The organism is Pseudomonas sp. LFM046 (assembly GCF_000949385.2).
GTDB lineage: Bacteria > Pseudomonadota > Gammaproteobacteria > Pseudomonadales > Pseudomonadaceae > Metapseudomonas.
The window spans coordinates 130,524-148,511 of record NZ_JYKO02000001.1; the positions used below are offsets into that span (position 1 = coordinate 130,524).

Annotated in this window: 22 protein-coding genes; 9 read left to right on the plus strand and 13 right to left on the minus strand. The window is 65.2% G+C overall.

Going from position 1 to position 17,988, the window contains the following annotated elements; all coding sequences use genetic code 11:
- Positions 1–53 precede the first annotated feature (53 nt).
- The gene (locus tag TQ98_RS00635; RefSeq protein WP_052659153.1) at positions 54–656 is read left to right on the plus strand and encodes a hypothetical protein; all 603 of its coding nucleotides are present in this window, start codon (positions 54–56) and stop codon (positions 654–656) included.
- Between the two features lie 80 nt (positions 657–736).
- On the opposite strand, the gene mtgA is transcribed toward TQ98_RS00635, so the two are convergent.
- Positions 737–1,429, minus strand: coding sequence for a monofunctional biosynthetic peptidoglycan transglycosylase (gene mtgA / locus TQ98_RS00640; RefSeq protein WP_044871020.1), 693 nt, complete (start codon positions 1,427–1,429; stop codon positions 737–739).
- A gap of 66 nt (positions 1,430–1,495) precedes the next feature.
- On the opposite strand from mtgA, the gene TQ98_RS00645 reads away from it, so the two are divergent.
- The 5 genes from TQ98_RS00645 (at position 1,496) to TQ98_RS00665 (ending at position 5,445) form a co-directional block, all read left to right on the plus strand.
- Positions 1,496–1,873: a DUF423 domain-containing protein gene (locus TQ98_RS00645; RefSeq protein ID WP_044871021.1), complete on the plus strand. Its 378-nt coding sequence runs from the start codon at positions 1,496–1,498 to the stop codon at positions 1,871–1,873.
- A 107-nt stretch (positions 1,874–1,980) separates the two neighbouring features.
- Entirely contained in the window at positions 1,981–2,181 is a 201-nt protein-coding gene (thiS, locus tag TQ98_RS00650; RefSeq protein WP_044871022.1) for a sulfur carrier protein ThiS, read from the plus strand.
- Between the two features lie 87 nt (positions 2,182–2,268).
- Complete coding sequence (locus TQ98_RS00655; RefSeq protein WP_044871023.1) at positions 2,269–3,063, plus strand: thiazole synthase; 795 nt, start codon at positions 2,269–2,271, stop codon at positions 3,061–3,063.
- Between the two features lie 165 nt (positions 3,064–3,228).
- Complete coding sequence (gene trmB / locus TQ98_RS00660; protein ID WP_044871024.1) at positions 3,229–3,948, plus strand: tRNA (guanosine(46)-N7)-methyltransferase TrmB; 720 nt, start codon at positions 3,229–3,231, stop codon at positions 3,946–3,948.
- 153 nt (positions 3,949–4,101) lie between these two features.
- Complete coding sequence (locus TQ98_RS00665; protein WP_044871308.1) at positions 4,102–5,445, plus strand: DUF1329 domain-containing protein; 1,344 nt, start codon at positions 4,102–4,104, stop codon at positions 5,443–5,445.
- A 168-nt stretch (positions 5,446–5,613) separates the two neighbouring features.
- Here the strand turns inward: TQ98_RS00665 and TQ98_RS00670 are convergent, their stop codons facing one another.
- The 12 genes from TQ98_RS00670 to TQ98_RS00725 form a co-directional block, all read right to left on the minus strand.
- Entirely contained in the window at positions 5,614–5,868 is a 255-nt protein-coding gene (locus TQ98_RS00670) for a hypothetical protein (RefSeq protein ID WP_044871025.1), read from the minus strand.
- A 51-nt stretch (positions 5,869–5,919) separates the two neighbouring features.
- Positions 5,920–6,243: a DUF3392 domain-containing protein gene (locus TQ98_RS00675; protein WP_044871026.1), complete on the minus strand. Its 324-nt coding sequence runs from the start codon at positions 6,241–6,243 to the stop codon at positions 5,920–5,922.
- Positions 6,244–6,301: 58 nt separating this feature from the next.
- Positions 6,302–7,486, minus strand: a complete 1,185-nt coding sequence (gene hemW / locus TQ98_RS00680) for a radical SAM family heme chaperone HemW (protein ID WP_044871027.1) — start codon at positions 7,484–7,486, stop codon at positions 6,302–6,304.
- Positions 7,483–8,076: an RdgB/HAM1 family non-canonical purine NTP pyrophosphatase gene (gene rdgB / locus TQ98_RS00685; RefSeq protein WP_044871028.1), complete on the minus strand. Its 594-nt coding sequence runs from the start codon at positions 8,074–8,076 to the stop codon at positions 7,483–7,485. Before rdgB ends, hemW begins: the two co-directional genes overlap by 4 nt.
- The gene (locus tag TQ98_RS00690; RefSeq protein WP_044871029.1) at positions 8,073–8,492 is read right to left on the minus strand and encodes a DUF4426 domain-containing protein; all 420 of its coding nucleotides are present in this window, start codon (positions 8,490–8,492) and stop codon (positions 8,073–8,075) included. The genes rdgB and TQ98_RS00690 overlap by 4 nt, the downstream gene beginning before the upstream one ends.
- Before the next feature lie 17 nt (positions 8,493–8,509).
- Positions 8,510–9,130, minus strand: coding sequence for a methionine biosynthesis protein MetW (metW, locus tag TQ98_RS00695; RefSeq protein WP_044871030.1), 621 nt, complete (start codon positions 9,128–9,130; stop codon positions 8,510–8,512).
- 3 nt (positions 9,131–9,133) lie between these two features.
- Positions 9,134–10,273, minus strand: a complete 1,140-nt coding sequence (locus tag TQ98_RS00700; RefSeq protein WP_103102832.1) for a homoserine O-acetyltransferase — start codon at positions 10,271–10,273, stop codon at positions 9,134–9,136.
- A gap of 110 nt (positions 10,274–10,383) precedes the next feature.
- Positions 10,384–12,372, minus strand: coding sequence for a dynamin-like GTPase family protein (locus tag TQ98_RS00705; protein ID WP_044871033.1), 1,989 nt, complete (start codon positions 12,370–12,372; stop codon positions 10,384–10,386).
- A 208-nt stretch (positions 12,373–12,580) separates the two neighbouring features.
- Positions 12,581–12,877 carry a DUF167 domain-containing protein gene (locus TQ98_RS00710; protein ID WP_044871034.1) on the minus strand — a complete coding sequence of 99 codons (297 nt, stop codon included), beginning with the start codon at positions 12,875–12,877 and terminating at the stop codon, positions 12,581–12,583.
- Positions 12,877–13,470, minus strand: a complete 594-nt coding sequence (locus TQ98_RS00715) for a YggT family protein (protein WP_044871035.1) — start codon at positions 13,468–13,470, stop codon at positions 12,877–12,879. The genes TQ98_RS00710 and TQ98_RS00715 overlap by 1 nt, the downstream gene beginning before the upstream one ends.
- A 13-nt stretch (positions 13,471–13,483) precedes the next feature.
- The gene (gene proC, locus TQ98_RS00720) at positions 13,484–14,302 is read right to left on the minus strand and encodes a pyrroline-5-carboxylate reductase (protein WP_044871036.1); all 819 of its coding nucleotides are present in this window, start codon (positions 14,300–14,302) and stop codon (positions 13,484–13,486) included.
- 14 nt (positions 14,303–14,316) lie between these two features.
- Positions 14,317–15,009 carry a YggS family pyridoxal phosphate-dependent enzyme gene (locus TQ98_RS00725; RefSeq protein WP_044871037.1) on the minus strand — a complete coding sequence of 231 codons (693 nt, stop codon included), beginning with the start codon at positions 15,007–15,009 and terminating at the stop codon, positions 14,317–14,319.
- 73 nt (positions 15,010–15,082) lie between these two features.
- Between TQ98_RS00725 and pilT the strand changes: the two genes are divergently transcribed.
- From pilT to TQ98_RS00740, 3 genes are all read left to right on the plus strand, one after another.
- On the plus strand, positions 15,083–16,117 hold the full coding sequence (gene pilT / locus TQ98_RS00730) for a type IV pilus twitching motility protein PilT (protein WP_044871038.1): 1,035 nt from the start codon (positions 15,083–15,085) through the stop codon (positions 16,115–16,117).
- Positions 16,118–16,156: 39 nt separating this feature from the next.
- Positions 16,157–17,302, plus strand: a complete 1,146-nt coding sequence (locus TQ98_RS00735; protein ID WP_044871039.1) for a PilT/PilU family type 4a pilus ATPase — start codon at positions 16,157–16,159, stop codon at positions 17,300–17,302.
- Between the two features lie 89 nt (positions 17,303–17,391).
- Positions 17,392–17,787, plus strand: coding sequence for a TM2 domain-containing protein (locus tag TQ98_RS00740; protein ID WP_044871040.1), 396 nt, complete (start codon positions 17,392–17,394; stop codon positions 17,785–17,787).
- The last annotated feature ends 201 nt before the right edge of the window (positions 17,788–17,988 follow it).

A 17,988-nucleotide genomic window follows, 5' to 3' on the forward strand; every position in this document is an offset into this window, starting at 1 on the left:
ACCCAGAAAAGCCGCACTTCGGTGCGGCTTTTTTCTGTCCGGAGAAAATCACCATGCCCATGCCGCCCTTGCGCTCCGGTCACTGGTTGCTATTCGGCGCGGTCGCCGTGCTGTTCTTTTCCATGGCGTTGTGGATGAGTCGGCAGCCTGACCATGCCGCACCGTTGCCCTGGCTGGTGGACTGGCAGGAGGCGGTAATCGAACCGCTTTCCGAGGAAGACCTGACCCTGGAACAGCTGGCCGAACTGGCGCCGGGCGAACTCTGGCTGCAGCCACGGCCCGAGGGGCCGCGCCTGGTCTATCGCTCCGAGCAGGACCGGGAGGAGGGCTCCTGGCGCCTGGAAGCGGAACTGCAGCTCAGCGACAGCGAGCACACCAGCCTGGGCAAGGCGCTGGGCAAGGGTGCCGACGAGCAGCCCCTCAGCGCGGACATGCTGGAGCAACTGGGCGGACACCGGGTGGCCGTGTTGAACATGGTGCCCATGGCCGAAGTCTCGGCGGCGCGCCTGGCCGCCAGCATCGGGCCGCCGCGACTGCGCGTGCGCACGGGCGACGGCGAGGCCTGGGTCTATCCCCAGCAGGGGCTGAGCGCTCACCTGGTGGACGGCAAGCTGCAGCTGCTGCATCTGGTGCCGCGCGAGTCGATAACTCACTGAATCCCAGGGCGTGTCCATTGGCGGGTGGGCTTCAGCCCTGCTTTCGAGGCTTGGCCTACTGAGACACGAGCCCCGATGCGTCAGAGTTGTTGCACGTAATTGGCGCCGCCCAGCTGGTTCATCTGCCGACGGATCCAGCCGGCGCGACGAGCAACGTAGGCGCCGGGGCGAGTAGGGCTCCACTCCCGGGGGTTGGGCAGCACCGCCGCCAGCAGTGCCGCCTGCTGGCGCGACAAACGCTTGGCGGGTACGCCGAAGTGATGGCGCGCCGCAGCTTCGGCGCCGAAGACGCCGTTGCCCCATTCCACGCTGTTCAGGTAGACCTCGAGGATCCGTTGCTTGGGCCAGAACAGCTCCATCAGGCCGGTGAACCAGACCTCCAGCCCCTTGCGCAACCAGTTGCGCCCGGACCAGAGGAAGAGGTTCTTCGCCACCTGCTGGCTGAGGGTGCTGGCGCCTCGGATGGAACCGCCGCGCTCGTTGTGGGCCAGGGCCTTGCGGATGGCGGGGACGTCGAAGCCCCAGTGCTCGGCGAATTTCTGGTCTTCCGCAGCGACCACTGCGATCTTCAGGTCGTCGGGCAGCTCGTCCCACGACACCCAGTCGCGCTCGATGTCGATGGGTTTGCCGTCGATCCAGGATTCGATCTTGCGCTCCACCATCAGCATGGTGCCCGGTGGCGGGACCCAGCGGAACAGGATCACCAGCAGCACGGACGCCGCCGCGAACCAGAGCAGCAGTGTGAACAATCGGCGGCGGATGGTGCGGAGCATGCTGGCTTGGCCCGGGGAAATTTGCGCGCCATTATAGCGGCCGTCCGTCCCGAGTCTGGAGTCCCCATGGCGCGCCTGTACCTGCTGCTTTCCGCATTCACCGGATTTACCGGGGTGGCCCTTGGCGCCTTCGCCGCCCATGGCCTCAAGAGCAGGCTGACTCCCGAGCACCTGGCGGTGTTCCAGACCGGCACCCACTACCAGTTGATCCACGCCCTGGCCCTGTTCGGCGTCGCCCTGCTGGCGCTGCACGCGCCGAGCCGTCTGCTGACCCTGGCCGGGGGGTTCTTCGCCCTCGGTATCCTGCTGTTCTCCGGCAGTCTCTACCTGCTGACCCTGTCGGGCATCGGCAAGCTCGGCATCATCACACCCTTCGGCGGCCTGGCCTTCCTCGCCGGGTGGTTGTGCCTGGGGCTGGCGGCCTGGAATCTGAGTAGTCGCTAACTTGACCATGGCGTCAAATTGCGGGACGAATGGCGTCCTTTTGCCTTGGTGCCGCGCGGCTATCGGGCTAGAATGCCGTCCCCTTTTCCAGTTGTGACCGACCCGTCATGCGCATTCAGTTGAACGGCGAACCCTTCGAGCTGCCTGAGGGCCAGACTGTCGCGGACCTCATTGCCCGCCTGGACCTGGCAGGTCGCCGCGTCGCAGTCGAGCTCAACCTCGACATCGTGCCGCGCAGCCAGCACGCCGCCACTGCCCTGCGCGAAGGCGATCGCATCGAGGTGGTCCACGCCATAGGCGGCGGCTAGTCGCGGGCCTCGCGCCCACTCAGCCGCATCCACCTGCAGTCCCCGTTTCGCGCTTCGCGCCTTCCCTCTGCCCGCCAGGAGTCCAGCATGAGCCACACGCCGATCGACAAGCCCTTCACCCTCGCGGGCCGTACCTATCAGTCGCGTCTGCTGGTGGGCACCGGCAAGTACAAGGACCTCGAGGAAACCCGTGTCGCCATCGAGGCTTCCGGCGCCGAGATCGTCACCGTGGCCGTGCGCCGGACCAACATCGGCCAGAACCCGGGCGAGCCCAATCTGCTGGACGTGATTTCCCCGGACAAGTACACCATCCTGCCGAACACCGCCGGCTGCTATAACGCCGAAGAAGCGGTGCGCACCTGCCGCCTGGCCCGCGAGCTGCTGGATGGCCACAAGCTGGTCAAGCTGGAAGTCCTGGCTGACCAGAAGACCCTCTTCCCCAACGTCGTCGAGACCATCAAGGCCGCTGAACAGCTGGTCAAGGACGGCTTCGACGTCATGGTTTACACCAGCGACGACCCCATCATCGCCCGCCAGCTGGCTGAGATCGGCTGCATCGCCGTAATGCCGCTGGCCGGCCTGATCGGCTCGGGCATGGGCATCTGCAACCCCTGGAACCTGCGCATCATCCTCGAAGAAGCCAAGGTTCCGGTGCTGGTGGATGCCGGCGTGGGCACCGCCTCTGACGCCACCATCGCCATGGAGCTGGGCTGCGAGGCCGTGCTGATGAACACCGCCATCGCCCACGCGCAGAACCCCGTGATGATGGCCGAGGCCATGAAGCACGCCATCGTCGCCGGCCGCCTCGCCTACCTGGCCGGGCGTATGCCGCGCAAGCTCTACGCCAGTGCTTCGTCGCCGCTGGACGGACTGATTCGCTGAGAACCGGTCACGATCAGCTGCGCGTTGGCCCTGCGGCGTTAAAAACAGGTTCGGATGCTCATTTACCGCTCGTAAACTCCGCGTCCTCACCTGTTTTTGCCTTGCATGGCTCTAGCTCGCAAGATCGTGAGCAGGTTCTGAATTCCACTGACAGGTTTCGCAAGCATGATTGAAGAACAGGGCTCGCCGGCCGCCGCCGACGAAACGCGCCATCACCGCACCATCAAAAGCTTCGTGATGCGTGCCGGGCGCATGACCGAAGGCCAGCAGCGCGGCCTCGACCAGGGCTGGCCGAAGTTCGGCCTGGAGCTGGCCGATGGCCTGCAGGACTTCGACGCCCTGTTCGGCCGTACTGCACCGCGCACCTTCGAGATCGGCTTCGGCATGGGCCACGCCACCCTGGAGATGGCCGCCGCCGCGCCGGAGCAGGACTTCATCGGCGTCGAGGTGCACCGTCCCGGCGTCGGCGCCCTGTTGAACGGCGCCATGACCCAGGGCCTGAGCAACATCCGCGTCTACAGCTGCGACGCCCTGGAAGTGCTGCGCGACTGCGTGGCCGACGCCAGCCTGGACCGCGTCCTGCTGTTCTTCCCCGATCCCTGGCACAAGTCCCGCCACCACAAGCGTCGCATCGTCCAGGCGTCCTTCGCCGAGCTGGTGCGCCAGAAGCTCAAGGTCGGTGGCGTGCTGCACATGGCCACCGATTGGGAGCATTACGCCGAGCACATGCTGGAAGTGATGAACGTGGCGCCGGGCTACCGCAACCTGGCGGAAGACGGTCGCTACGTCCCGCGCCCGGACGAACGTCCGGTGACCAAGTTCGAACGCCGCGGCGAACGCCTCGGCCACGGCGTCTGGGACCTCAAGTTCCAGCGCATCGATTGACCGGCCGGCGCCCTGCGGCGCCCCGGTAGACCTGACTAGACCGGGACCACCCGGCACCTCACCTGATCCGACGATAGCAACGCCTGCCCGACGGCAGGCGGAATAAGAATAAGAGCGACGCGGCGCCACCTGCGTCGCGAGGAGAAGGCTGTGTTGTTGAAAACTTTCGGATATCTGCTCCTGGCCGGCTGCGCCCTGCAGGCCCAGGCCAAGGTCGACGTTACCCAGGCTGCCCGTCTTGGGCAGGACCTCACCCCGCTCGGCGGCGAGCGTGCCGGCAATGCCGACGGCACCATTCCGGCCTGGGATGGTGGCCTCGCCACGCCGCCCGCCGGCTACCAGCCAGGCATGCACCACCCCGATCCCTATGCGGCAGACGGCCTGCGCTTCGTCGTCGACAGCCGCAACATCAGCCAGTACGACAAGCTGCTGACGCCGGGCTACAAGGCGCTCCTGCAGCAGTATCCGGACTACAAGCTGCGGGTCTTCCCGACCCACCGCAGTGCCGCGGCGCCGCAGCGCATCTACGACGCCACCCGCTTCAATGCGCAGAACGGCGAGCTGATCGCGGGTGGCAACGGTGTCCAGGGTGTGGCTGCGGGCGTTCCCTTCCCCATCCCGGCCAGCGGCCTGGAAGCCATCTGGAACCACATCCTGCGCTATCGCGGCGAACAGGTTCACTTCACCACCAACCAGGCCGCGGTGCTCGCCAACGGCAGCTACAACCTGCTGAAGCTGGAGCGGGACATCTACTTCGTCTACGGTCGCGACGGCATGACCCCGGCGAACCTGGAGAACACCCTGTTCTTCTACAAGTACCGCGTGGTGGCGCCGTCCAAGCTGTCCGGCTCGGCGCTGGTGGTCCAGGAAACCCTCGACCAGGTGCTGTCGATCCGCAAAGCCTGGCGCTTCAACCGTGGCGAGCGCCGTGTCCGTCGCCTGCCCATGCTGGCCTACGACACCCTGCAGCCCGACACCAACGGCCTGGCCACCGCCGATGTGGTGGACTCCTACAACGGTGCGCCGGACCGCTACGAGTGGCAGTTGCTGGGCAAGCAGGAAATGCTGGTGCCCTACAACAGCTATGCCGTCCACCAGAAGGGCATCCCCTACGAGCAGATCCTCAAGGCGAACTTCGTGAATCCCGACCTGCTGCGCTACGAGCAGCACCGCGTCTGGGTGGTGGAAGCGACCCTGCGCAAGGGCTTCAGCCATCCTTACGCCAAGCGCCGCTTCTACCTGGATGAGGACAGCTGGCAGATCCTGGCCGTCGACCTCTACGACAAGGACGGCAACCTGAGCGGCATGCAGGAAAGCCACCCGATCAGCTACTACGACGCACCGATGTTCGGCAGCACGCTGGAAACCATCTACGATTTCGTGGGTAGCCGATACTTCGTGGATGGCCTGGACAACAACGAGCCCATGTACGATTTCAACGCATCGCTCTATCCGAGGGACTTCACGCCTCAGGCACTGCGACGCGAAGGCAACTGATTCCGGCCTGCCTGGCCAACCCAGCCGCCCCCAGGGGCGGCTTTTTAATGGGCCGCGTTCTATGGCAGGCGGCAATCCGTAGGGTGCGCCATGTGCACCGGAAAATCTGCGCGAGCCAACTGGTGCGCACGGCGCACCCTACCGCCGAGCCCTTTTGGGTCATGCCGTTCAGTTGATCAGCTCTGCCCCCGTCAGCGTCGATTCCGGCAGCGCCGGTGGTGCGGGGCTGATCTGCAGGTACTTGATGCTTTCGCGGGGGATCAGCAGCAAGTCGCCGTCTACCTCGATGCTGAGAAAGGGCGATTCCATCTGGCGGCGCAGACCGTGGGCAATCTCCACGGGATTGGAGGACTGCTGGGGGAAGCGCAAGGCCAGGCGCTGGCCGTCCTGGAAATGCAGGTAGAGGTGCTTGATCGGCTTCATGGGCGTGCTCCCTGGATTGGCGGCCAATGGCCGCCGGGGAAGCCGTCGGCCTCAGTTGCGATCGGCGATCACGCCGATCACGAAGAAGACTAGTAGCAGGACGGGCGCCAGGGTGTAGTTGTTGAAGTAGCCGAGCCCCTTGGCCAGCCAGGGCGTGAGATAGATCATCGCCAGGCCGTAGCCCAGCGCGCAGAGCAGCACGAAGAGCAGGGTGCGGAAGAGGAAGTTGAGGCTGCCGATACGTTGTTGCAGCCAGGCATTGAGGGCGGGCCCGAAGAGCACCAGTACGGTGGCCATGATGGCCAGGGCGATATCGTGCAGGTGGCCGCGGCTCCAGCGCGACAGGGTGGCGATCAGGTCCAGTACGACTTCCATCCAGGGGTCCTTGGCGTAGGGTTCGGGGGCAGACGATTCCAAATCCGCAGCCCGCCCGTCAAGGCAGGAAGTGCTGCAGCAGGTCATTGAGGAACAGCTGGCCTTCGGTGGTGGCCACCAGGCGTTGCGGGTCCTTCAGTAGCAGGCCACGGGTCTCGGCCTCGAGGCGTGCTGCCGCCAGGCTCTCCAGCGGCAGGCCGGTGCGCTGAGTGAACAATGCTGCGGGCACGCCGTCCGTGAGGCGCAGCACGTTCATGAGGAATTCGAAGGGCAGCTCGTCGTGTTCCAGGTGGCGCTCGCCGGCCTGGAAGCGCTTGGCCGGGTCCATGTAGTCCTTGGGCAGGCGGGTTTTCCAGCTGCGGATGATGCGACCGTCCGGGCTGCTCAGCTTGGCATGGGCGCCGGCGCCGATGCCGAGGAAGTCGCCGAAGCTCCAGTAATTGAGGTTGTGCCGCGCGCGCAGGCCGTTGCGGGCGTAGGCGGACACCTCGTACTGCGCATAGCCCTGCTCGGCCAGCAGTGCCTGGCCGGCTTCCTGGATGTCCCAGAGGATGTCGTCCTCCGGCAGTTCCGGCGGCTGGCTCCAAAACACCGTGTTCGGCTCCATGGTCAGCTGGTACCAGGACAGGTGCGTCGGTGCCTGGGCGATGGCGGTGTGCAGGTCTTCCAGGGCGTCCTCGATGGATTGCTCCGGAAGTCCGTGCATCAGGTCGAGGTTGAAGTTGTCGAAGCCGGCCTTGCGCGCCATGTCGGCGGCGCGGATGGCTTCGTCGCCATTGTGGATGCGCCCGAGCGCCTTGAGCTTGGCTTCCTGGAAGCTCTGCACGCCGATCGACAGGCGATTGATGCCGAGCTGACGGTAGGCGGCGAACTTGGCCTGCTCGAAGGTGCCGGGGTTGGCTTCGAGGGTGATCTCGATGTCGCGGGAGAACGGCACCCGCTGTTCCACGCCATCCAGCAGGCGGCCGATGGCATTGGCGCTGAACAGGCTGGGCGTGCCGCCGCCGAAGAAGATCGACGTCAGTTCGCGGCCGTGGACATGGCCGAGGTCCTGGTCGAGGTCGTCCAGCAGGGCGTCGATGTAGGCCTCTTCAGGCAGCTCGGCGCCCGCGGCGTGGGAGTTGAAGTCGCAGTAGGGGCACTTGCGCACGCACCAGGGGATATGGACGTAGAGCGCCAGGGGTGGGAGCTGGAAGCCGAGAGTTTCGCTTCCAGCCTCCGGGTGCGTGCCTGTGGTTTTCATATCCCCAGCCGCTGCTTGAGCAGGGCCATGGCGCGGGCGCGGTGGCTGAGCTGGTTCTTGTCGATGGGGGAGAGTTCGGCGCTGGAGCATTCGCATTCGGGGACCCAGAACAGCGGGTCGTAGCCGAAGCCGTGCTCGCCACGGGCCTCGAACAGGATGTGGCCGCGCCAGATGCCTTCGCAGAGGATCGGCAGCGGATCTTCGGCGTGCCGCAGCAGCGCCAGGCTGCAGATGAACTGTGCGCCGCGCTCGGCTTCGGGCACGTCGCGCAGGACGTCCAGCAGCTTGGCGTTGTTCGCCGCGTCACCCTTGCCATCGGCGTAGCGCGCCGAATAGATGCCGGGAGCGCCGCCGAGGAAATCCACCGCGAGCCCGGAGTCGTCGGCGAGTGCCGGCAGGCCGGATACCCGAGCCGCATTGCGGGCCTTGAGGATGGCGTTTTCGACGAAGGACAGGCCGGTCTCTTCCGGCTCGACTTCGCTGAACTCGGCGATGGAGCGCACTTTCACGCTGTCGCCGAGCATGGCCTGGAGTTCCTTGAGTTTGCCGGCGTTGTGGCTGGCCAGCACCAGTTCTTTGAAGGGCATCATTGGTCGGGGAAGAATTCCTGGTCGAAGCTGAAGCTATGGGCCGCTTCGTCTCCGCGTTGGACGTTGAGGGTGAAGTTCAACACTTCACGCTCGTTGAAGGGGAACTGCGCTAGGTAGTAGATGGCCTCGCCTTCGTTGATCTGCTTGAACTGCAGCGGGGTGACCTGGCCGAGCAGGTTCTTCACCTGGCCGCTGACGTTGGCGGTGCTGGCCTTGCCGGCCTTGAGCACGGCGACGTTGACCACGCCCTGGGTCTTGCTGCGGGTCAGGCCGACGGCCGCCGCGATGTCCGGCTGCAGGAAGCTGGAATTGAAGGCGTTGTAGTGGACATCCATATCGCCGAAGGTCTGCTTGCGCTCGGCGGCTGCCGGCAGGGCCAGGCAGAGGGCGAAAAGGAACAGGGCTAGACGACGCATGCTGGGTCTCCTTGGGTTCAGACTGCGACGCGGTGGTCGGCGAGGCCGGGGCCGCTGACGCGATAGATGCCGATCTCACCCAACAGATTAGGCCAAACCCGGCTGGGCAGGTTGTGCCTGTGCTCGTTGTCCACGGCCAGACGGTCGAGCACCTTCACCTGCATTTCGCGGCACAGCGCCTCGAAGTCCTTGAAGGTGCAGAAGTGGATGTTTGGCGTGTTGTACCAGGTGTAGGGCAGGAACTCCGACACCGGCATGCGCCCATAGCGCGCCAGGTACCAGCGGCAGCGCCAGTGGCCGAAGTTGGGGAAGGTGATGATGCACTCGCGGCCCACCCGCAGCATTTCCTTGAGGATGCGGTCCGGGTAGTGCACGGCCTGCAGCGCCTGGGTCATCACCACCACATCGAAGCTGTTGCTGGCGAAGTTGCCCAGGCCCTTGTCGAGGTCCTGTTCGATCACGTTCACCCCGCGATCGATGCAATGGGCAATGTTTTCCGGGTCGATTTCCAGGCCGTAGCCGCTGACCTGCTTGGTGTCGCGCAGCGAGGCGAGCAGTTCGCCGCGGCCGCAACCGAGGTCGAGTACCCGGCTGCCGGCGGGAATCCAGTCCTGGATGATTTCGAGGTCGGCACGCATGGGTTACACCGCAATCCTGTTCATGTAGCTGCTGAAGGCGTGGAGGTAGCGCGGGATCGGCATGAGGAAGGCGTCGTGGCCCTGGGGCGCATCGATCTCCAGGTAGCTGACGTTCTTGCGCGCCGCTGTCAGGGCGTCGACGATCTCGCGGGACCGGGCCGGGGAGAAGCGCCAGTCGGTGGTGAAGGACATGACGCAGAAGTCCGCCTTGGCCACCGCCAGGGTGCGCGACAGGTCGCCGTCATGGGCGGCCGCCGGATCGAAGTAGTCCAGCGCCTTGGTCATCAGCAGGTAGGTGTTGGCATCGAAGCGACCGGAGAATTCCTCGCCCTGGTAGCGCAGGTAGCTTTCCACCTGGAACTCCACGCTGTGGAAGTCGTAGTTGAGCTTCTCGGTCTTCAGGCCGCGGCCGAATTTCTCGCCCATGGCGTCGTCCGACAGGTAGGTGATGTGGCCCACCATGCGCGCCAGCATCAGTCCGCGCTTGGGGATCACGCCCTGTTCCTGGAAATGCCCGCCGTGGAATTCCGGGTCGGTGAGGATGGCCTGGCGGGCCACCTCGTTGAAGGCGATGTTCTGCGCCGAGAGCTTGGGCGCCGAGGCAATGGCCAGGCAGTGCCGCACACGCTCGGGGTAGCTGATGGTCCACTGCAGGGCCTGCATGCCGCCGAGGCTGCCCCCCACCACCGCGGCCCACTGCTGGATACCGAGGGTGTCGGCCAGACGTGCCTGGCTGTTGACCCAGTCTTCCACCGTCATCACCGGGAAATCGGCACCGAAGGGGGCGCCGGTGGCCGGGTTGATGCTGGAGGGACCGGTGGAGCCGTTGCAGCCGCCGAGGTTGTTCAGGCTGACGACGAAGAATCGGTTGGTATCGATGGCCTTGCCCGGGCCGATGCAGCTGTCCCACCAGCCCGGCTTGCGGTCTTCCATGCTGTGGTAGCCGGCGGCATGGTGGTGGCCGGACAGTGCATGGCAGATCAGCACCGCATTGCTGCGGGCGCCGTTCAGTTCGCCATAGGTTTCATAGACCAGTTCGTAGTCGGCCAGGCTGCGGCCGCAGGCCAGCGCCAGCGGCTCGCTGAAGCGCTGCACCTGGGGACTGACCAGTCCGACGGAATCTGCGGGAATGGCGGTGGGCATCGCGACCCTGCTCTTGATTTGGGAAGGGCGCCAGTCTAAAGAGCGCCGCCCCCAGCGGCAAGCGCGTGGGGCGGCGGCTAAGGCGTTGAATAATCAGGCTCGGGGCCGGTTCAGGCGGACTCGCCGCCACGGTGGCGGCGGGGCGCCAGCGGCAGGTTGACGACCTTGCCCATGCGCTGCATGGGGGAGGGCAGGCGGAAGGTGCGGAGCATCTCGTTGGCCTGGGCGATCTGCTGCTCCAGTTCCTCGGTGTAGCGCCCCAGTTGCTGGCCGCGCTGGCGGGTGAGCTGGGTTTCCTGGGCCAGCGCCTTCAGCCGCAGCATGTGGGTTTCCAGCAGCTGCTTGTGCTCCAGGGTGTGCTGCATCAGCGGCATCAGCGCGTCGCTGGCCCATTGGGCGACGTCCTGGCGCAGGCGCTGGTGCATACGGATGACTTCCTGCACCAGGGTCTCGAAGAAGCGCTTGCCGAGCTGACGCTGCTCGGTGAGCAGGGTCTTGGGATGCCGGCGGAACTGATCGGCCTTGGCACGTAGCTGGGAGAGTTCACGCAGGTAGCGCTGCACATGGAACAGCGGTGCATCGACCCCGTGCAGCGGGTTCTCGTCGTTGTGCCGGCGGTAGATGGCCGAGACCATCTTGTTGGCCATCTCGGCCTCGTGTTCGAGGCTGTGCAGGTCGAATTCCACTGCACGGAAGAAATGCAGGATGCCCTGGTTGATGCCCAGGGTGGTCCAGCTGCCGGTGAGCTCGCGGCGCAGGCGCGCCAGGTGTTCGTCCAGGCGTTCCGCTCGCGAGGCGCTGCGCAGCATGTCGCCCTGGCGCTTGAGCAGACGCTGGTTGGTTTTCAGGCTGAGCAGGCGACGGTGATGCCGGGCGTGGTCTTCCTTCGTTCGGGCGGTCAGCTCGAAGAGCATCTGGCCGTTGTCCTGATGGTGGTTGTCGAGCATCGACTGCTGCTCGCGGACCTTTTCCAGGCGCAGGTTGAGCACGTGCAGGCTGTTCTGCAGCAGGGCCATCATCTGGTTGGCCACGTTGTCTTCGATCAGCCGCTCCTTCTGGGTGACGATGCGCTCGCAGAGCAGCGCTTCGAGGGTGCCGATCTGGCTGCGGGCGAGCAGGTCGCCGTCCTTGCGCACCTTGGCCAGCAGCGCTTGCTTGGCCGAAAGCGGCAGCACTTCATCGCTGCGGATGCCGAGCTGGCGGGCGGTGGTTTCCTGGATGCGGCGAATGGCGTTCTGCACGAAGGTGTCGCCGGCCAGGTCGTCCCAGAGTACGTCGATCTTGTTCAGCACGGCGAAGAGATGGGCCTGGGTGTCCTCGTCCAGCTGACGGATGTGCTGCTGCCACACGCTCATGTCGCTGGCGGTGACGCCGGTATCGGCGGAGAGCAGGAAGACGATGGCCTGGGCGCTGGGCAGCATCGACAGGGTCAGCTCCGGTTCACTGCCCAGCGCGTTCAGACCGGGGGTGTCGAGGATCCGCAGGCCCTGGCGCAGCAGCGGGTGGTCGAAGTTGACCATGGCATGGCGCCAGGCCGGCACCAGCACTTCGCCGGGGCGGCCGGTGGGGTCCAGCATGTCGGGGTGGAAGCCCAGCTGGATGGCCTGCTCGACGGGCATGGGCTTGGTCCGCGCCACCTGGGCGAAGGCCTGGATCATGTTGTCCGGGTCACTCGGGTCCAGGGGAATGTTCACCCAGTGCCGCGGCGCACGCTTGAACTGCGCCACGCTGGCGGAGGCGGTGCGCGACTCGATGGGCAGCAGGCGGATGTAGGAGCGCTCGGAGCGGGGGTCGTAGAACAGCTCGGTGGGGCACATGGTGGTGCGCCCGGCCTGGGACGGCAGCATGCGCTGGCCGAATTCGGAGAAGAACAGGCTGTTGATCAGTTCGGTCTTGCCGCGGGAGAACTCGCCGACGAAGGCCAGGGTGATGTGGTCGGTGCGGAGCAGGCGCTGGACCCGTTCCAGCTTGGCGGAGAGCGCGTCGGAGTTGAGCCGGTTGTGTTCCAACCAGCTTCTGTAGCGGGTGATCTCCCGCAAAAGCTCCCGCTTCCAGGCTACGTAGGCGTCGACTTGCTGACTGAGACGCTCCATGCTCATTCAGGCTCTCCTCGGGATCACGCTTCCTGCGTACGGGGATGGACGAAGATCGATTCGGGTTGTCGACGACGCTGGCGGTCGCACCACAATATCCAGAGACTTGCTCCGGGCGGGTAAAGGCAGAGTGCCAGCCTGTCATTGCTCGGCATTATGCGCCTCGGGTATCGGGCGTCAATCGCCCTGGAGGCAACGCCCGCCTTAAGGTAGGTCAGGACTGCCGAGCGGTTAGTCCGGGCAGGTCGGGAAGGATGCGCGGGCGCTGGATTCGCACCCGCTTCTGGCGGTTCAGTTCGCCGCTTTCCAGGCTCACCTGGGACTTGGCGACGCCGAAGGCCGCCGCCAGGAACGCCATGAGATGGGCATTCGCCTTGCCTTCCACCGGCGGCGCGGTGAGGCGGATCTTCAGCCGCTCGCCGTGCAGCCCGGCGAACTCGTCACGGCTCGCCTTGGGCTGCAGATGGCAGTCGAGGATCAGGTCCTCGCCCGCCCAGCGGTACCAGCTCATCAGAGGAAGGGACTGAGGATCTGCGGCATGCCGGTCATGGCGGCGAGGTTGCCGATCACCAGCATGTCCAGCAGTTTCAGTGCAATGAAGGCGAAGATCGGCGAAATATCCAGACCGCCGAGGTTCGGCAGCAGCTTGCGGAAGGGCATCAGCAAGGGTTCGCAGATCTGGTTCACCAACTGGGCGCCGGGGTTGTAGCTGCCCGGAGCGACCCAGGAGAGGATCACGCTGATGATCAGGGCGAAGAAGAACACCTTCAGGAACAGCGACGTCACGCCGATGATCGACCAGATCAGCAGTTGCAGCAGGTAGCCGCCGACGCCGTAGCCCATCAGGGTCAGGGTGACGATCATCAGCAGCAGCTGCACCAGGATGGCCAGCACCAGGGAGGCGAGGTCCAGTCCGCCGAAGCCGGGGATGATCTTGCGCAGCGGGTTGAGCAGCGGCTTGGTGGCGCGCACCACGAACTGGCTGAGCGGGTTGTAGAAGTCCGCGCGCACCAGTTGCAGGATGAAGCGCAGCAGGACGATCAGCAGGTACAGGCTGCCGAGGGTCTGGATCACATAGATGGCGGCGGTGTTGAGTCCGGTCATCGAGAAAGGCTCCTTATTGGCCCAGTTGTTCGGCCAGTTCGGCCGAGCGCCGGTCGGCGGCGCTCAGGGCCTGTTGCACCAGGGCTTCGAAGCCGCCGGCCTGGAAGGTTTTGATCGCCGCTTCGGTGGTGCCGTTGGGCGAGGTTACGCGACGACGCAGTTCAGCGGCGTCCACATCACTGGAAACCGCCATGCGCGCGGCGCCCAGGGCGGTCTGCAGGGTCAGCTGCTCGGCGGTGGCGCGGGGCAGGCCGAGCTTCTCGCCAGCGGCGGTCATGGCTTCCATGAGAAGGAAGAAGTAGGCCGGGCCGCTACCGGACACGGCGGTCACGGCGTCGATCAGTTTTTCCTCATCCAGCCACAGGGCGATACCCACGGCGGACAGCAGCTGCTCCGCCTGCTCGCGCTGGGCAGTGCTGACCTCGGCGTTGGCATAAAGACCGCTCGCGCCCTGGCCGACCAGCGCCGGGGTGTTGGGCATGCAGCGCACGATGGGGCGCGGGCCGAGCCAGGCGGCAAGGCTGGCGCAGGTGATGCCGGCGGCGATGGACACCACCAGCTGGCCGTCTTTCAGGCTGGGGGCCAGGGCCTGGCAGACGCTCTTCATGACCTGGGGCTTGATGGCCAGGACCACCACGTCGGCGCCCTGCACGGCCTCGGCGTTGCTTTCCACCACCTCGATGCCGTGCCCGGCGGCGATCTTGGCGCGCTGCTCGGCGCCCGGGTCGCTGGCACGGATGTGGTCAGCGGCGACGCCCTGGGCGCGCAGGCCGCCGATCAGGCTGGCGGCCATGTTGCCGGCGCCGATGAATGCGATGCGGGGAGTGCTCATGAATGCTTCCTTTATTAATGCGAGGGCTGGCCGTAGTCGCGGGCGCCAAACAGCGCGGTGCCGATACGCACCCAGGTGGCGCCTTCGGCGATGGCCGCTTCGAGGTCATGGCTCATGCCCATGGACAGGGTGTCCAGGGAGGGGTTCAGTGCTTCCTGCAACTGGCGCAGGCGAGCGAAGGCGGCGTGCTGGGCCGTGAGGTCTTCAGTCGGTTCGGGAATGGCCATCAGGCCGCGCAGGCGCAGGTTCGGCAGCTCGGCCACGGCGGCGGCCAGTGCCGGCAGCTCCTCGGGGGCACAGCCGGACTTGCTCGCCTCGCCGCTGACATTCACCTGCAGGCAGATGTTCAGCGGCGGGAGGTGCGCCGGACGCTGGGCGGAGAGGCGCTCGGCGATCTTCAGGCGGTCCACCGAGTGCACCCAGTGGAAATGTTCTGCAATGGGTTTGGTCTTGTTCGACTGGATGGGGCCGATGAAATGCCAGGTCAGCGCCAGGTCGGTGAGCTCGGCCTGCTTGGTCAGGGCTTCCTGAAGGTAGTTTTCGCCGAAATCGGCCACACCGCTGGCGAAGGCTTCACGGATCGCTTCGGCGGGTTTCGTCTTGCTCACGGCCAGCAGGCCGATGCTCGAAAATTCTCGTCCAGAGGCTTGCGCCGCCTCACGGATACGCGCGCGAACCTTTGCAATATTGTCTGCTATCGTGGACATTACCTGCGCTCTACAGCCCGGCCTGAGTGGGGTCTGCGGCATTCTAACCGCTTGATGTGAATTGGGGAGTCCCATGGACATTACTGAGCTGCTTGCCTTCAGCGCCAAGCAGGGCGCTTCGGACCTGCATCTCTCTGCCGGCCTGCCACCCATGATCCGTGTCGACGGCGATGTACGCCGGATCAACTTGCCGCCCCTGGATCACAAGCAGGTGCACGCGCTGATCTACGACATCATGAACGACAAGCAGCGCAAGGATTATGAAGAGTTCCTCGAGACCGACTTCTCCTTCGAAGTGCCAGGTGTCGCGCGCTTCCGGGTCAACGCCTTCAACCAGAACCGCGGCGCCGGCGCCGTGTTCCGGACCATTCCCTCCAAGGTGCTGACCATGGAAGACCTGGGGATGGGCGAGATCTTCAAGAAGATCTCCGACGTACCCCGCGGCCTGGTGCTGGTCACCGGCCCGACCGGCTCGGGCAAGTCCACCACCCTGGCGGCCATGCTCGACTACCTGAACAGCACCAAGTACCACCACATCCTCACCGTGGAAGACCCGATCGAATTCGTCCACGAGTCGAAGAAGTGCCTGATCAACCAGCGGGAAGTGCACCGCGACACCCTGGGCTTCAACGAGGCCCTGCGCTCGGCCCTTCGTGAAGACCCGGACATCATCCTGGTGGGCGAGATGCGGGACCTGGAAACCATCCGCCTGGCGCTGACCGCCGCGGAAACCGGCCACCTGGTATTCGGCACCCTGCACACCACCTCCGCCGCCAAGACCATCGACCGCGTGGTGGACGTGTTCCCCGCCGAAGAGAAGTCCATGGTCCGTTCCATGCTTTCCGAATCGCTCCAGTCGGTGATTTCCCAGACCCTGCTGAAGAAGATCGGCGGCGGCCGCGTGGCGGCCCACGAGATCATGATCGGCACCCCGGCCATTCGTAACCTGATCCGCGAGGACAAGGTGGCGCAGATGTATTCCGCCATCCAGACCGGCGGCTCCCTCGGCATGCAGACCCTGGACATGTGCCTCAAGGGCCTGGTGGCCAGGGGCCTGGTGAGCCGCGAGAGCGCCCGGGAAAAGGCCAAGAGCCCGGAAAACTTCTGACCCGCCTGACCGGCGCCGGACCTTCACTGCGAGAACGTCATGGAATTCGAGAAACTGCTGCGTCTGATGGTGGAAAAAGGCGGTTCCGACCTCTTCATCACGGCGGGTGTGCCGCCGTCGATGAAGGTCAACGGCAAGATCATGCCGGTGACCAAGAACGCCATGTCCCCGGAAATGACCCGGGAAACCGTGATCGGCGTGATGAACGAGCAGCAGCGCCGCGAGTTCGCCGAAAACCACGAATGCAACTTCGCCATCAGCGCGCGGGGCGTCGGCCGCTTCCGCGTCAGCGCCTTCTACCAGCGCAACCTGATTGGCATGGTGCTGCGCCGGATCGAGACCAACATCCCGACCATCGACGAACTCAAGCTGCCGGAAATCCTCAAGAAGCTGTCGCTGACCAAGCGCGGCCTGGTGCTCTTCGTCGGCGCCACCGGTACCGGTAAGTCCACCTCCCTGGCGGCGATGATCGGCCACCGCAACAAGAACAGCAGCGGCCATATCATCTCCATCGAAGACCCCATCGAATTCATCCACCAGCACCAGAACTGCATCGTCACCCAACGTGAAGTGGGCATCGACACCGAGTCCTTCGAGGTGGCCCTGAAGAACACCCTGCGCCAGGCGCCCGACGTGATCCTGATCGGCGAGGTGCGGACCCGCGAGACCATGGACCACGCCGTCGCGTTCGCCGAAACCGGCCACCTGTGCCTGGCCACCCTGCACGCCAACAACGCCAACCAGGCGCTGGACCGCATCATCAACTTCTTCCCCGCCGACCGGCAGCAACAGGTCTGGATGGACCTGTCGCTGAACCTCAAGGCCATCGTCGCCCAGCAACTGGTGCCGACTCCGGACGGCAAGGGCCGCCGCGCGGTGATCGAAGTGATGATCAACACGCCGCTGGCCGCCGATCTGATCCGCAAGGGCGAGGTGCATGAGCTCAAGGCCCTGATGAAGCGTTCAACCGAGCACGGCATGCAGACCTTCGACCAGGCCCTGTTCAATCTTTACTCCCAGGGTGAGATCACCTACGAAGATGCGCTGCTCTACGCCGACTCGGCCAACGACCTTCGCCTGATGATCAAGCTGGGCTCGGAGACCGATGGTGAGCACCTCCAGCACATGAGCGACGGCCTGTCCCTGCAGGTTTCCGAAGAAAACCCGGGGCGCCGCTTCCGTTAAGCGCCGCGCCCATGAAGAAGCCCGCCTAGGCGGGCTTCTTCATGTAAGTTGCAAGGCCGACCCATCATCCACAGCCTGCAGGAGGCAGCATGAACACCCGTCAGGACACCCACAGCAAGGTCATCGGCTATCTGCTGTGGATCTTCGGATTCCTCGGTTCCCACCGCTTCTACTACGGCAAGCCGGTGACCGGCACCATTTGGTTCTTCACCCTGGGCCTGTTCTTCATCGGCTGGATCATCGACCTGTTCCTGATCCCCTCCATGGACCGCGAGGCTTCCCTGCGCTTCAACCCCGGCCAGTACGACTACAACGTCGCCTGGATCCTGCTGACCTTCCTCGGCGTCTTCGGCGTGCACCGCATGTACCAGGGCAAGTGGATCAGCGGCATCCTCTACCTGCTCACCGGCGGCTTCTTCCTGCTCGGCGTGCTCTACGACTTCTGGACGCTGAACACCCAGGTGTCGGTGCTGAACGCCCGCTGAGCCCACTCCCCCTCGTGGGCCGCTGAACACCTGTGGGGGCGAATTCATTCGCTAATCGGACCGACAGGTCCGACCTGCGATGTCCGGCGGGGGCGCTGCGCACCCCTTGGCGAATGAATTCGCCCCCACAGCCTCATCTCACCTGATGCACTGACCCCTTCGTCGGAACCCATGGCGGTCACCCGCCGCGCGGCCTATGTT